Origin of the sequence: Barnesiella sp. WM24 (genome assembly GCF_004570975.1) — a bacterium.
Taxonomy (GTDB): domain Bacteria; phylum Bacteroidota; class Bacteroidia; order Bacteroidales; family Muribaculaceae; genus Muribaculum.
This window is the reverse complement of sequence record NZ_SPPC01000001.1, coordinates 19490-34446: the sequence shown is the minus strand read 5'-3', so window position 1 is coordinate 34446 and position 14957 is coordinate 19490. Positions and strand designations below refer to the sequence as shown.

Below are 14957 nucleotides of genomic sequence, written 5' to 3'. Positions count from 1 at the left end.
GGCTTTGATATGGTTCTCGTAAGAGAAAGAACCTACTTGATTGGAATATGTTTCTCCCAATATTTTCTGCGTCTTTTATGTGCGTAACCATGGCAACCCATTGGAAGCTGACCTTTGGTTAGATATAGACACATATCCGGTCTGATATCTGCACCCCAGAAGACCGCTTCCTGTGTATCAGGATAATTGAACTCTTTAGGTTCTAAAGCGAAAAAAACATCTTCGTAGTAGAAAGGTTTGCTCTTTGAAAGTTGAATATATTCATTTATTTTTTTGCTGTATTTTTGACAAGCCATTAAGCAAGAGGCTACTTTTCTCAAAGATAGTCCGCCATTGCCGATATGGTCATATACAATCTCTCGACAATGGACCTCACCCCTCCTTTTTTTTATTTTAGATGAAAGAATCTGTTTGAATGGGAAAAAGTAGAATCGTTTTGATTTAGGCCAAGGCGGAGCAACAATATCATAGCCTCTATCACACCAATAATTCACTTCATCACGGAATATCCATGAATCAATATGGCATATGAAAATATATTCATAATCTTTGAAAATCCGGTAAAATTCTTCCGACATCATCATCCGGTTATATCCATCTATGCCATTTTTAGTACCTAACCATTCGTCAGACACTTGTATGATTTCTACTTTTGGATATTTAGCACTAATTTCTGAAATATCAAGATTTTCCGGTATTATAAAAGCTATAGGGTGTTCCGATAACTTGTTGATGTTGTTATCAAGAGCCATTATCTCGTTTTGATTTAGCTCTGTTCGATAAATGGGAATTACGATTTTAATTTTGTTCATAAGATAATGTCAATTACACCAGGCAGATATGCGTTAGAGCACATTCTTATAATAATGATTACAAAGATAGGTAAAAAATCTTAGATGGTGATACGGCATTTGGGTCCTTGCAGATTATGACGGGAGATGCGATTCAACGTTGAAGTCGTTCTATCCCTTTTGCTGTTTTGGGTTGATGTAGCGCGGGCGAGCTTCCACTCGCCCCTACATTGCGTGTTGTAAATCAATGAAATATGGCACGGTTACACCGCGTAGCTGTAGGGGCGACTGGGAGGTCGCCCGCCGTATGTGCATGGCGCGCCATGTCATCCACGCGCAATTTATCCCCACAAGGGGGATGCAACCGTGCTGCGTCCCATCTCTGTTTTTGGGTTGATGCAGCGCGGGCGAGCTTCCACTCGCCCCTACATTGCGTGTTGTAAATCAATGGAATATGGTGCGGCTACATCGCGTAGCTGTAGGGGCGACCGGGAGGTCGCCCGCCGTATGTTCATGGTGCGCCATGTCATCCGCGCGCAATTTATCCCTATAAGGGGATGCAACCGTGCTGCGTCCCGTCGCTGTTTTGGGGTTGATGTAGCGCGGGCGAGCTTCCACTCGCCCCTACATTGCGTGTTGTAAATCAATGAAATATGGCACGGTTGCATCGCGTAGCTGTAGGGGCGAGTGGAAGCTCGCCCGCTATATATGCATGGTGCGCCATGTCATCCACGCGCAATTTTTCCCCGCCGGGGATAATCTATGTTTAGCCGTGGGTTGAGCGCAGCGATACCCACGGTAGCCGTAACCCCAATGATAATGTTTCCGTAGGAATCATCTAAATGTATGCCATGAGGATTCCTGACGGAAACCACGCCCGATGAAGTGATGCTTCGTCTCGATTCGCTCCTTGACAGGCTATAGCAACTCCCGATATAAGTCAAGATAGGCTTTGATATGGCTCTCGTAAGAGAAAGAAAAGGCATATTGCTTAATCTTCTCTATGCGAGCCTTGTCGTCATAAAATCCCGGCAGATTCTTCCTTATGCTGTCGACCATTTCTTCGGTAGTCAGTTTCTCCCACAAAAAGCCGTAGCCTCCGCATATTTCCGGCAATGATGTGCGGGCTGCAGCAAACACTGCTTTGCCAAATTGCATAGCTTCAATCGGGGGGATGCCGAAGCCCTCTCCCTGACTCGGGAACAGCAGAGCTTCGCAGTTGCGGTAGAGCCACGTCTTTTCTTCCTGGCTTATTGTGCCTGTCAGGTAAACGTTTGTGAGTCCTTTTTCTGCAATTTCGCTGCGTATCTTATTGGAATATACTTCACGTCCGCAATTTGTATCGCCACATATATAGAGGTCATATTCAGGAAATTCCTTCATGACATCAATTAAAAGATGGAAATTCTTTTTCTCGCGGATTTGACCGATTGTGAAAAAGAATGGTCTGCCGGTTGCAAATCGTGGCTGCTTGCCAGGTTGCATGTCAATTCGCTCGACTCCATTATAGATAACTCTTATTTCTTTACCTTTAAGGTCGATGTTTTTTTTTGCGATGTCGGCTGTGTACTGAGATATTGCTGTGATTACTGATGCTTGATCGCACCTTTTTTGCATGCGTTTCAGATATCGCGCCGCTTTCGCCGGTTTTTTCTCGACAAGAAAGTTGAGATCGTGAATAGTATATATAAGTTTGCCATTATCGTGGGCAGGATAGATTTTGCGTTGTTGATTTACTGCATGCCATACATCTATCTTAGGCAATAAAAAGGGAATATACCTGTAAATTCCTTTTTTTTCAAGAACTTCAACATTGCCGCCGACAAAGCCTTTTGGCATCATGTAAATCAGTTGAAAATCATCGTGGTCGCTTTCTGCAAACAGTTTTGCATAGTTTTCTGCGATCTGTCCGAAACCCATTGTGATATTTCCATAGTCGGTAAGGTCGATAAGGACTTTTTTCTTGTGATTGGTCGATGTCATTTCTGTCGATTATTTTGTCTTGATTTGATTTTTTATAATAAGGAACGCAAAGATAGGTAAAAAATCTGAGATGGTGATGCCGGCATTTGGTTTCTTGCAGATTGTATTTGCGGATTATGTGTATTTGCGGATTATGACGGGAGATGCGATTAAACGTTGAAGTCGTTATATCGCTTGTCTCTGTTTTTGATGTTGATGCAGCGCGGGCGAGCTTCCACTCGCCCCTACATTGCATGTTGTAAATTAAGGATATACAACGGGGTTACATCGCGTAGCTGTAGGGGCGACTGGGAGGTCGCCCGCCGTATATGCATTGCGTGCCACGTCATCCACGCGCAATTTATCCCCACAAGGGGATGCAACCGTGCTGCATTACGTCGCTGTTTTTGGGTTGATGTAGCGCGGGCGAGCTTCCACTCGCCCCTACATTGCATGTTGTAAATTAAGGATATACAACGGGGTTACATCGCGTAGCTGTAGGGGCGACTGGGAGGTCGCCCGCCGTATGTGCATGGCGCGCCATGTCATCCATGCGCAATTTATCCCCACAAGGGGATGCAACCGTGCTGCGTCCCGTCGCTGTTTTGGGGTTGATGCAGCGCGGGCGAGCTTCCACTCGCCCCTACATTGCATGTTGTGAATCAATGGAATAGGGTGCGGTTACACCGCGTAGCTGTAGGGGCGACCGGGAGGTCGCCCGCCGTATATGCATGGCGTGCCATGTCATCCATGCGCAATTTATCCCCAGGAGGGGATGCAGCCGTGCTGTGTCCCGTCGCTGTTTTGGGTTGATGCAGCGCGGGCGAGCTTCCACTCGCCCCTACATTGCGTGTTGTGAATCAATGTAATATGGCATGGTTACACCGCGTAGCTGTAGGGGCGACCTCCCGGTCGCCCGCCGTATGTGCATGGCGCGCCATGTCATCCACGCGCAATTTATCCCCAGGAGGGGATGCAACCGTGCTGCATTACGTCGCGACATGTCATGTGGCGGCACTTGTGTAATCTTTCTTGTGTGCGCAGCGCGGAAATCGGGCTTTTTTATATATCTTTGTGAAGAACTTACTAACCTGATTTATCAATGGAAAAGACATGGCGTTGGTTTGGACCCAATGACAAGATTACGCTTGACATGCTCAGGCAGATTGGTGTGGAGGGTATTGTGACCTCTTTGCATCATATCCCTAACGGGGAAGTGTGGAGCTATGAGGAAATCATGAAGATGAAAAATCTCATAGAGTCCCACGGCATGCGCTGGTCGGTGGTAGAGAGCCTTCCGGTCAGCGAGTCGATAAAATATGGCGGTGCTGACAGGCCGCAGCTTATCGAAAACTACAAGGAGAGTCTTGCCAATCTCGGCAAGGCAGGCGTGAAGACTATATGCTACAACTTCATGCCTGTGCTTGACTGGGCGCGCACCGACCTTGAGTATCCTAACGGCGACGGTACATCCAACCTTTACTTCAACAAAGCGGAGTTTGCTTACTTTGACTGCTGTATTCTGAAGCGCGAGGGCGCCGAGAAGGATTATGACGCGGCTACCCTTGCGCGTCTTGAGGAGCTGAAGAAGTCCATGACTCCGGAGGGTGAGCGCCGTCTTGTCGACAATATCATCGTGAAGACACAGGGCTTTGTCAACGGTAATATCTCGGAAGATGACACTACGCCGGTCGACACGTTCCGCGAGCTGCTCAAGCTATATGACGGCATTGACCGCGACAAGCTGAGAGCCAACATGAAGTATTTTCTTGAGGCTATCATGCCGGTGTGTCGCGAGTATGACATCAACATGTGTGTACACCCCGATGATCCCCCCTTGCAGATACTCGGGCTGCCGCGTATCGTCACCTGTGACGAGGATATAGAGTGGTTTCTCAACGCTGTGCCCGATAGCCACAACGGACTGACCTTCTGCGCCGGGTCGCTGAGTGCGGGAGCCCATAACGATGTGCCTGCACTGGCAAAGAAATATGCCGACCGCACCCACTTCGTGCATGCCCGTATCTGCAACGTGTTGCCCGACGGTGACTTCAAGGAGTCGACCCACCTTGACCCCAGGCTGATTGACGTGATAAATACATTTGAGACACGCCGTCCGGGAGTGCCGATGCGTGTCGACCACGCTCCGTTGATGCTCGGTGACGACAAGATGGGGTATAATGCGGGTTATTCATTTCATGGCAGGATGCTTGCCCTCGGAATGGTGTCGGGCATCATGGCTGCTGTAAATAATTTAAAATAGTAGGCTTATGAACGAATTGTTTTCAGTAAAAGATAAGGTGGTGGTAATCACCGGCGGCACCGGGGTGCTCGGTGCATGTATAGGAGAATATCTCGCGCTTGAGGGTGCGAAGGTAGTGTTGATGGGGCGCCGACGTGACGAAGGCGACAGGCTTGTCGAGCAGATTAAGGCTAAGGGCGGCGAGGCGATGTTTCTTGTGACCGACGTGATGGATATAGAGGTGGTGCGTGAAAACTGCAATGAAATCATGGCTGCCTATGGACGCGTCGACGCTCTCCTTAACGCGGCCGGTGGTAACATGCCCGGCGCCACCATCGCTCCTTCCGGCACATTCTTCGACGTGAAAGTCAATGAGTTTGAGCGAGTGCTCAATCTGAACCTGACAGGCACGGTGATTCCTACCCAGGTGTTTCTGAAGCCTATGGTTGACGCTGGGCGCGGCTCGATTGTCAACTTCTCGTCGATGGCTGCGTTCCGCCCGATGACTCGAGTGCTCGGTTATGCAGCCGCAAAGGCGGGTATAAGCAACTTCACCGCGTTTCTTGCCAACGAGGTTGCCACCAAGTTCACCTCGTCGATACGTGTCAACGCGATTGCCCCCGGATTTTTCCTTACCAATCAGAACCGTGCGTTGCTCACCAATCCCGACGGCTCGCTCACGGAGCGTGGCGCCGACGTAATCCGTCAGACTCCCTTCAAGCGCTTCGGCAAGCCCGAGGAGCTCTGTGGTACGATTCAGTATCTTATAAGCGACGCATCGACATTTGTCACCGGAACAGTGGCTGTGGTCGACGGCGGTTTCAATGCGTTTGCGATGTAAACAATGAGAGAAAAAATGTGTTATACCTATAAAGTGACATATATTATTCAATAATAAAACAATTGACGAAATGAAACCGTTACACATTATTCTATCAGTAGTCGGCGGCGCTATTGCCGGTGCCGCAATCGGACTCCTTCTTGCTCCTGAAAAGGGCGAGGATACACGCAACCAGATTGTGCGCTTTCTTAAAGACAAGGGCATCAGCTTGAAAAAGAACCAGATGGAAGAGCTTGCCGATGAGATAGCCGAGGAATTAAAGAAGTAAAAACCATCAAAGAGTTACGTTAAATCATGAATAATAGTTTAGGAATTATTTCGGCATTTCTTGGCGGTGCGATAGTAGGCGCCGGTGCCGCTCTTCTTTTTGCCCCTGAAAAGGGTGAGGATCTGCGTAAACGCATCTGCGACCTTCTCCGCAAGCGTGGCATAATATGCACCGAAAGCGATGTCGACGCTCTTGTAGAGCAGCTTACACAGAGTCTTGACGATTGACTTTTAGCAGTCGTCAGGGCTTATTGACATCATATCCGGGACGCGCGATCGGCATAACGACTGTTTTCGCGTCCCGGCTTTTCGATTACGTTTTTAACTATTTAGCAAGTCATGAGTGAACAAAACGATGAACTGCGCAGGACTCTTGCCAATGCGAAGGAGTGGGGTAAGCTGTATCTGGAAAATCTGAAATTACTTTCAATAGAAAAGACCACCGTGCTACTTTCCCACGGTGCAATGGCGGCGTTGCTGCTCCTTTTAGGTGTGTGCGCGTTTTTCTTTATCTCGATAGCGCTTGTGCTGCTTCTTGCCCAGGTGCTCCCCGAGATGTGGTGCTTCCTTATCATGGGAGGCGTGTATCTGCTTATAGCTGCGATTGCGATGATATTCCGCAGGTCATTGTTTATAGACCCTATCGCACGGTTTCTGTCAAGACTGTTTCTTGACCCGCTCCCTCATCAAAACAATAACAATAACAAAAAAGCCGAATAGTTATGGAAAGCAAGGTGCCATCACAATTGCCTGTTGACGGATTGAAAAAATGGTCGGGCTACACGCTTGACGATCTCCGCTATCAGCGTGCGGTCAATCATGTGAAAATGGAGGTCAAGCGCGAAAAGCTTACTTCAGCCGCACATCAGATTATGACACGCCAGCAGTCGGGCTTCGCCGGAGGGATGATGAAAAAGGTGTTTACCGGATTTACCATCGTCGACTATGCTCTTCTTGCATTTCAGGCGACTAAACAGATACGTAAGATTTACCGCGTGTTCAAGCGATAGGCGGTAGGTCTTGACGTAAGGAAAAAGTAAACAGTTGATTTATAGGAATGAGACTTATTAGAACAGCCGCTGTATGGGCGGCATTTTTGCTATGTATGTGTGCCGTCGGCAATGCTCAGGAAGTGACCTGGAGTGTTGACTTCAGTTCTGTGTTTGACAACCGTGAGGGCGACCGTAAGATTACCGACCCCAAGACTTACTTTTTTACTGTGCTCGCCCCGGAAGTGGGCGTGAGGCTTACCAAACATGACCGCATAGCCGGTGGAGTGGTGTGGACACAGCATCTTACCAATGACTGGGACGACGGACGCCTGAATCCTACAATCTATTATCGTCATGAAAGCAGGCGGTGGAGCTTTTCAATGGGACTGTTTCCGCGCTGGCAGTTGCGCCGTGAGCTTCCGGGCTTTCTCTGGAGTGACTCGTTGAGCTATTTCCAGCACAATATACGCGGAGCGCTTGTACAGTATAATCTTCGCCACGGATGGCTTGAGGCCTACATTGACTGGAGAGGCATGCAGAGCGATGTGCGCAGAGAGGCGTTTAACATCGTGTTTCATGGCGAGGGCGCTCCCGGAGGAGGGCTGCTGCTTGTGGGCGGTAACGCGATGATGAATCACTACGCGCTTCAGAAAAACGCCCCTGCCGATCAGCATATCGTCGATAATTTCCTGCTCAATCCTTATGTAGGGCTTGATCTCTGTCGCGTCACTCCGCTTGACAGGCTTGAGCTGCGTGTCGGTGGATTGCTCACGGTAGAGCGTAACCGGGCAAATGATGACGGGTGGAAAACACCTGGCGGCGGATGGTTTGAGCTGCTCGGCGAGTGGCGCTGGCTTGGCTTGAAAAACTCGTTTTACATGGGCGACAGGCTGTTGCCGTCATATGCGGAATTTGGCGCGGGGCTATATCCCGGCGAACCGTTTTATCAGACCTCGTTTTATAACCGCACCGACGTTTATGCGCGGTTGCTCCACAACAGATATGTCGACCTGCAGGCTTCGCTTGACTTCAATTTAGCCAAAGGCAGCTTTATATTTTATCAGCGCCTGCAGCTGCGGGTCTACTTTGACTCGTTCAATACCCGTTTCGGCAAGAAGTCAAAGAAGAAGATAAGGCTATAGCTTTTCGGCAAGATACCTGCCGGTGTAGCTTTCTGCTACAGCAGCTACCTGCTCGGGAGTGCCTTCGGCCACGATGTTGCCTCCCTCGGCGCCTCCTTCGGGACCTATGTCGATTATGTGGTCGGCACATTTTATCACGTCCATGTTGTGCTCGATGATTATCACCGTGTGACCGAGGGATATGAGCCTGTTGAAGGAGTCCATCAGAGTGTTGATGTCGTGAAAATGCAGTCCGGTGGTCGGCTCGTCAAATATGAACATTGTAGGCTCCGGCTTTTCAAGCGAAAGGAAGTAGGCGAGCTTGACGCGCTGGTTTTCTCCGCCGGAAAGGGTTGACGACGACTGTCCGAGTTTGATATAGCCGAGTCCTACATCCTGCAGCGGCTTCAGGCGCCTCACAATCTTTTTCGGCAGCGACTCGCCGCTCTCGCCAAAAAATTCGATAGCCTGGTTGACGGTCATGTTGAGCACGTCGTTGATATTTTTGTCGCGGTACTTGATTTCAAGCACCTCTTTTTTGTATCGTTCTCCATGACATGCCTCGCAGGGAATCACTATGTCAGCCATAAACTGCATCTCTATTGTTATCGTGCCTTCTCCCTTGCACTCTTCACAGCGTCCTCCCTCGGAGTTGAAGGAGAAATAGCCGGGGGCAAATCCCATCTGCTTTGCCGACTGCTGCTCGGCAAAGAGGCGGCGTATCTCGTCAAATGCCTTCAGATAGGTCGCGGCGTTGCTTCGCGACGACTTGCCGATAGGATTCTGGTCGACAAATTCGATTGCCGATATGCGCTGCAGGTCGCCTCGCAGGGCTTTGTGAAGACCGGGGGAGTCGCCGGGATTTCCAAGATGACGCACCATCGCACGATACAGGATGTCGCGCACGAGAGTGGATTTTCCTGAGCCGCTCACTCCCGTCACCACAGTCATCACGCCGAGCGGAAACTTTACATCGATGTCTTTCAGATTGTGTTGGCGCGCGCCGACCACCTCGATGTAATCGCGCCACTGCCTGCGGCGTTTCGGCAACGGTATTGACATCTCGCCGTTGAGATATTTTACCGTGTAGGAGTCAGTCGCTTTTTGGAGATTTGCCACGTCGCCCTGATAGATTATCTCGCCGCCGTGGCGTCCGGCTTCGGGACCCACGTCTATTATATAGTCGGAGGCGCGCATTATCTCTTCGTCGTGTTCCACGACCACGACGGTATTGCCGATTTTCTGGAGCTTTCTCAAAACTCCTATCAGGCGGTCGGTGTCGCGTGAATGAAGTCCTATGCTCGGCTCGTCAAGTATGTAAAGCGAGCCGACGAGGCTGCTTCCGAGCGATGTGGCAAGATTGATGCGCTGGCTTTCACCTCCTGAAAGAGTCGATGACAGGCGGTCGAGGGTAAGATACCCGAGCCCTACATCACAGAGAAATCCGATGCGGTTGTTGATTTCGACAAGCAGCCTTGACGCGATTTTGGTGTCGGAGTCACCGAGTTCAAGTCGCTTGAACCATTCCCTCAGGTCGCTGACGGGCATCCTTACAAGATCGGATATGGTCTTGCCGGCGATTTTTACGTAAGAAGCGTCGCGGTTGAGGCGTGAGCCGTGGCACACGGGACACACAGTCTTGCCACGGTAGCGGGCAAGCATCACGCGATACTGTATCTTGTACTGGTTTTCCTCCACCATCTTGAAAAAGCCGTCAATGCCGCGAAACCTTCCGTTGCCGTGCCAGAGCAGGTCAAGCTCGCTTTGCGTGAGGTCGCAGTAGGGGCGGTGGATAGGAAATCCTGTGTGGGGGGCGATATGGATAAGCTCGCGTTTCCATTCGCTCATCTTTTCTCCACGCCAGCACACTATGGCATCCTCATATACCGACAGCGACTTGTCGGGCACTATCAGGTCGGGGTCAAGACCTATTACCTTGCCGAAGCCTTCACATTCGGGACATGCACCGTAAGGATTGTTGAAGTTGAACATCAGTTCGCTCGGCTCGCGGAATGTTATGCCGTCGGCTTCAAACCGTTTTGAGAAGTCATGGCGGTGAAGCCCCGACTCGCTCCATGCGAGCAGGCTCATTGTGTCGTGACCTTCAAAAAATGCAGTCTCTATGGAGTCGGCAAGCCTGCTCGCCTCGTCGCCCGAAGTCTCTACGGCAAGTCGGTCGATAAGCAGGTCATAGCCTTCGGCGTCGTCAGGGGTGTCGGGCGCCGACATCAGGTCCTCTATCAAGGTGAACTCTCCGTCTTTTACCACTCGCGAGTAGCCTTCTTTGAGATATATCTCAAGCTGCTGGCGGAAAGTGCGGTTTTCCGGCAGTGAAACCGGAGAGATTACGGCTATGCGCGTGCCTTCGGGATAAGATTGAGCTGTTGCTATCACATCCTCGATTGTATGTTTTTTTACCTGCAGTCCTGACACCGGCGAATAGGTTTTGCCGATACGTCCGAAGAGGAGTCGCATGTAATCGTAGATTTCGGTCGATGTGCCGACGGTGGAGCGCGGGTTGCGGGTGTTTACTTTCTGTTCAATGGCGATTGCCGGCGGAAGTCCTTTGATGAAATCGGCTTCCGGTTTAGCCATTTTCCCGAGAAACTGGCGGGCATAGGCCGACAGACTTTCCACATATCTGCGCTGACCTTCGGCATACAGGGTGTCAAAGGCAAGCGATGATTTTCCCGAGCCTGACAGCCCGGTTATGACCACAAGCTTGTTGCGGGGTATTTCTACTGTAACGTTTTTTAAATTGTTGACGCGTGCGCCTTTGACAAGTATATTGCGTTCTGCCATTTTGGTCGATTGTATTTAACTCGCAAAGTTACTAATTAAATGGCGAAATGCCATAGATTGCGGGTGCTGTTGCTGATGAAAAATATTTAAGCGGGCTTAAATTTCGTTTTTTCGAAGTCAAGAGCTATCTTTGTATGTTGGATAATGTGTCAGTTATGGATTGGAATGACGATTTACAATGTGCCTCCGGTGCAGTGAGAGGCGGTAAGGTGATACTTTATCCCACCGATACCGTGTGGGGAATAGGATGTGACGCCACTGACAGTGACGCCGTAAGGCGGGTATATGCCATAAAACGTCGTTCCGACAGCAAGGCGATGCTGCTTCTTGTGGATTCGGTAGACACTGTGAGACGTTATTTCCCCGGGCTTACCGATGTTGCGGAGAGGCTGTTGCTTGACGGCGAGCGTCCTACTACCGTGATTCTCTCGGGAGCGACAGGCATAGCGGGAGAGCTTATGGCTGCAGACGGCTCAGTAGGAGTGAGAGTGACACGCGACAGGTATTCATGTGAGCTGTGCCGGAGTGCCGGAGTGCCTTTGGTGTCTACTTCCGCAAATATAAGCGGAGAGCCGGCGGCTCGATACTTTGATGAGATTTCAACTGAAGTGAAAGAGGCTGTCGACTATATATGCGAGGCGCGACGCGATGACAAGAATCCCGGCACGCCTTCACGCATAGTCAAGCTTAATCCCGATAACTCGATAACTGTGATTCGCCCTTGACACTACATTCACGACATAGAATTTTATATGTTGCCTCCGACTATCTGGCTACCAATGTCGCAGTGGTGGTGTTTAATCTTTTAAGATTTCACATTGACGCGATGACAAGGCAATTCGGGTCGATAGAGGCTTTCATGACCAATACGCCCGTTGTCGTGGAGCAGATTGTGTTTCCCTTGGTGATGCTTGGCGTCTATTGGCTTTCGGGCTATTATAATCATGTGTTTATGAAATCGCGCCTTCAGGAGCTTAGTGTCACGCTGGGCAATGCGCTTTCAGGTGCAATATTGTTTTTCTTCGTAGCGATGATTAACGACCTGCAGCCCGACCGCGGACACACGTATCTGCTTATACTGCTTGTGTTTGGCGTGCTTTTTACTTGTCTTTATACGGTGAGGTACTGTATCACATCTTCGGCTAAGCGCAAGATTGAGTCGGGATTGTGGGCGCTCAATGCTCTTATCGTCGGGACAGGTGACGATGCCGAGGCTTTGCTTTGCCGCCTTCGCCGGCTGCAGCCTGTAATGGGGCTTAACGTAATCGGCTTTGTCTCTGCGGGCGGCAGGCCGGCGGGTAAAATGTCGTTGCCTGTATATGAAATGGATGAGATCGAGCAGGTAAGCGATGCCTTGTCAATCAGTAAATATGTGATTATGCCTCAGCCCGGCGGAGAGACCGAGACGAGGGATGTCATAAACCGCCTGCTGCCTACCGACAGGGGGGTGCTGATGTCGCCCGACCTTTACCAGATACTTACGACAAGAGTGCGCACGGCAAATATAGCCGGGGAACCTCTTGTCGATGTGGCTCATGCTCCGATAAGCGATTTTACAATCAACATGAAGCGAGTGATTGATGTGGCGGTGTCGGTAGTGGGGCTGATTGTTTCCGTCCCGGTGATGTGTGTGCTTGGCATCCTGATAAAGATGGATTCCAAAGGTCCTGTGATATATAGTCAGACACGTATCGGACGGCATAAGAAGCCGTTCAGGATATATAAGCTGCGCACAATGTATACCGATGCCGAGTCGGGCGGTCCGGCATTGTCGGCTCCCGATGATTCACGCATCACGAAGATAGGGCATGTTTTGAGGAAGTACCGTCTCGACGAGCTTCCGCAATTCTGGAATATTCTGCGCGGGCAGATGTCGCTTGTAGGGCCGCGGCCTGAACGCGAATATTATATAAATAAGCTGATGGAGCGCGCTCCTTATTACGCGCTTGTCCAGCAGGTGCGTCCCGGTCTTACATCGTGGGGTATGGTGAAATATGGCTATGCTTCCGATGTCGACGGGATGGTAGAAAGGCTCCGCTACGAGCTTCTTTATCTTGAAAACCTCTCTATTAGAGTTGATATAAAGATTATAATATATACATTCAAGATTGTATTTACCGGAAAGGGAATCTGATGGCTGTAATTCAAAATATAGGACATACTACAAGTAACTGGTTTTTCGCGTTGCTGCAATGGCGCGAAAAGCATATCAAGGAGAAGAATTTTGTACTGATTCTTGCTTTTATAACAGGAATAGTGTGTGGTTTCGCAGCTCTTGTGTTCAAGTGGCTCATACACTTCATATCCAGTTCGCTGTTGCTTAATATCGACATAACGGGTGGTAACTACCTGTATCTGTTGTATCCGCTTGTCGGAATCATTATAGTGAGCTGCTATGTGAGGTATGTTGTAAAAGACAACATCTCCCACGGTGTCACAAGGGTGCTTTATGCGATATCTCAGAATAAGAGCCGCCTGAAAGGGCATAACTGTTACACCGCCGTGGTCGCGGCTTCGATTACCATAGGTTTCGGCGGTTCTGTCGGTTCCGAGGGACCTATTGTGTCGACGGGCGCAGCTATCGGCTCCAATCTCGGTCAAGCGTTCAGACTTTCACCGCGATTGCTGATGATTCTGGTCGGCTGTGGTGCCGCCGCCGGTGTGGCGGGTATATTCAAGGCGCCGATTTCCGGTGCGCTGTTTACCCTTGAGGTGTTGATGATTGACCTTACAACGGTTTCAGTCATGCCTCTCCTTATTTCTTCTATCACCGCCGCTACCGTGGCTTATGTTTTCACGGGTTATGATGTCGAGTTTTTCTTTGCGCAGAGCGAGAATTTTCTTACGGTAAGGATTCCTTATGTAATCCTTCTCGGAGTGCTTTGCGGATTTGCCTCATTGTATTTTATCCGTGTGATAAACATGATGGAAGGTTTCTACTCGCGCGTCAAGAATCCCTGGACAAAGGCGGCTATAGGCGGCACTATTCTGGCAGTGCTTATCTTCTTTTTCCCTCCGCTTTATGGCGAAGGCTATAATGTGATTACGAGTATGCTTAACGGTGATGCCGGATCGGTGGTTGACGGCTCAATATTTTATAATGACCGAAATACACCGTGGTTCATTGTGCTTTATGTCGGGGGACTGTGTCTGTCCAAGGCGTTTGCCACCTCTTCGACCAATGGCGCCGGAGGTGTGGGCGGTACATTTGCCCCGTCGCTTTATATGGGCTGTATGACAGGATTTTTCTTCTCATATCTGCTGAACACTATGCTCGGGCTTGATCTTTCGGTGAAAAATTTTGCACTTATCGGCATGGCGGGTGTGATGTCGGGAGTCATGCACGCTCCGCTTATGGCAATCTTCCTTACCGCCGAGCTTACAGGAGGTTATGACTTGTTTCTCCCGTTGCTGATTGTCTCGACAATATCTTATGGCACAATAAAGATGTTTGAGCCTTACAGCATATATGCCATCCGCCTTGCCAAGCGCGGCGAGTTGCTGACCCATCATAAGGATAAGTCAGTATTGCGTCTGCTCAAGATTAACAGCGTGATAGAGAATGATTTCAAGCCGGTGACTCCTGACATGAATCTGAAGCAGATGGTTGATGTAATCTCGCAGTCCAACCGTAATCTGTTTCCGGTGCTTGACGCTAATGAGAATCTTATAGGGGTGGTGCTGCTTGACGATATACGCAATATCATGTTCCGCCCTGATCTTTACAAGAAGATGTATGTCAGCAAATTCATGAGTATGCCGCCTGCTAAAATTGAGATCGGCGACACGATGGAAAATGTCATGAAGACATTTGACACTACCGGAGCATGGAATCTGCCAGTCGTGGAAAATGGCAGATATGTGGGCTTTGTGTCAAAATCCAAGATTTTCAATTCCTATCGCAGGGTGCTACGCCACTATTCGGAAGATTGACGCGAT

The 14957-nt window shown here is 49.6% G+C and carries 13 protein-coding genes; 10 read left to right on the top strand and 3 right to left on the bottom strand.

All coding sequences use genetic code 11. The features are described 5' to 3' along the window. Positions 1-32 precede the first annotated feature (32 nt). Together E4T81_RS00140 and E4T81_RS00135 are read right to left on the bottom strand one after the other, a co-directional pair. Positions 33-812, bottom strand: coding sequence for a DUF5672 family protein (locus tag E4T81_RS00140; protein WP_135040334.1), 780 nt, complete (start codon positions 810-812; stop codon positions 33-35). 897 nt (positions 813-1709) lie between these two features. Then, entirely contained in the window at positions 1710-2774 is a 1065-nt protein-coding gene (locus tag E4T81_RS00135) for a glycosyltransferase family 1 protein (RefSeq protein ID WP_135040332.1), read from the bottom strand. Positions 2775-3855: 1081 nt separating this feature from the next. Here E4T81_RS00135 and uxuA point away from each other — a divergent pair. The 7 genes from uxuA (at position 3856) to E4T81_RS00100 (ending at position 8237) form a co-directional block, all read left to right on the top strand. Next, positions 3856-5016, top strand: a complete 1161-nt coding sequence (uxuA, locus tag E4T81_RS00130) for a mannonate dehydratase (protein ID WP_135040330.1) — start codon at positions 3856-3858, stop codon at positions 5014-5016. A 7-nt stretch (positions 5017-5023) separates the two neighbouring features. Beyond that, the gene (locus E4T81_RS00125; RefSeq protein ID WP_135040328.1) at positions 5024-5836 is read left to right on the top strand and encodes an SDR family oxidoreductase; all 813 of its coding nucleotides are present in this window, start codon (positions 5024-5026) and stop codon (positions 5834-5836) included. Between the two features lie 70 nt (positions 5837-5906). Further along, positions 5907-6104: a YtxH domain-containing protein gene (locus E4T81_RS00120; protein WP_135040326.1), complete on the top strand. Its 198-nt coding sequence runs from the start codon at positions 5907-5909 to the stop codon at positions 6102-6104. Between the two features lie 26 nt (positions 6105-6130). Continuing rightward, positions 6131-6331, top strand: coding sequence for a YtxH domain-containing protein (locus E4T81_RS00115; RefSeq protein WP_135040324.1), 201 nt, complete (start codon positions 6131-6133; stop codon positions 6329-6331). Between the two features lie 111 nt (positions 6332-6442). Beyond that, positions 6443-6823, top strand: coding sequence for a phage holin family protein (locus E4T81_RS00110; RefSeq protein ID WP_135040322.1), 381 nt, complete (start codon positions 6443-6445; stop codon positions 6821-6823). Positions 6824-6825: 2 nt separating this feature from the next. Continuing rightward, entirely contained in the window at positions 6826-7113 is a 288-nt protein-coding gene (locus E4T81_RS00105) for a hypothetical protein (RefSeq protein ID WP_135040320.1), read from the top strand. Between the two features lie 47 nt (positions 7114-7160). After that, entirely contained in the window at positions 7161-8237 is a 1077-nt protein-coding gene (locus E4T81_RS00100; protein ID WP_135040318.1) for a hypothetical protein, read from the top strand. Here the strand turns inward: E4T81_RS00100 and uvrA are convergent. Further along, complete coding sequence (gene uvrA, locus E4T81_RS00095; protein WP_135040316.1) at positions 8232-11018, bottom strand: excinuclease ABC subunit UvrA; 2787 nt, start codon at positions 11016-11018, stop codon at positions 8232-8234. The two genes, E4T81_RS00100 and uvrA, sit on opposite strands and share 6 nt — an antisense overlap. A 155-nt stretch (positions 11019-11173) precedes the next feature. Between uvrA and E4T81_RS00090 the strand changes: the two genes are divergently transcribed. From E4T81_RS00090 to E4T81_RS00080, 3 genes are read left to right on the top strand one after another with little or no spacing between them, the layout of a single operon-like run. Next, positions 11174-11743: an L-threonylcarbamoyladenylate synthase gene (locus E4T81_RS00090; protein ID WP_135040314.1), complete on the top strand. Its 570-nt coding sequence runs from the start codon at positions 11174-11176 to the stop codon at positions 11741-11743. Further along, positions 11740-13152, top strand: coding sequence for a sugar transferase (locus tag E4T81_RS00085; RefSeq protein WP_135040312.1), 1413 nt, complete (start codon positions 11740-11742; stop codon positions 13150-13152). The genes E4T81_RS00090 and E4T81_RS00085 overlap by 4 nt, the downstream gene beginning before the upstream one ends. After that, on the top strand, positions 13152-14951 hold the full coding sequence (locus E4T81_RS00080; RefSeq protein WP_135040310.1) for a chloride channel protein: 1800 nt from the start codon (positions 13152-13154) through the stop codon (positions 14949-14951). Before E4T81_RS00085 ends, E4T81_RS00080 begins: the two co-directional genes overlap by 1 nt. The last annotated feature ends 6 nt before the right edge of the window (positions 14952-14957 follow it).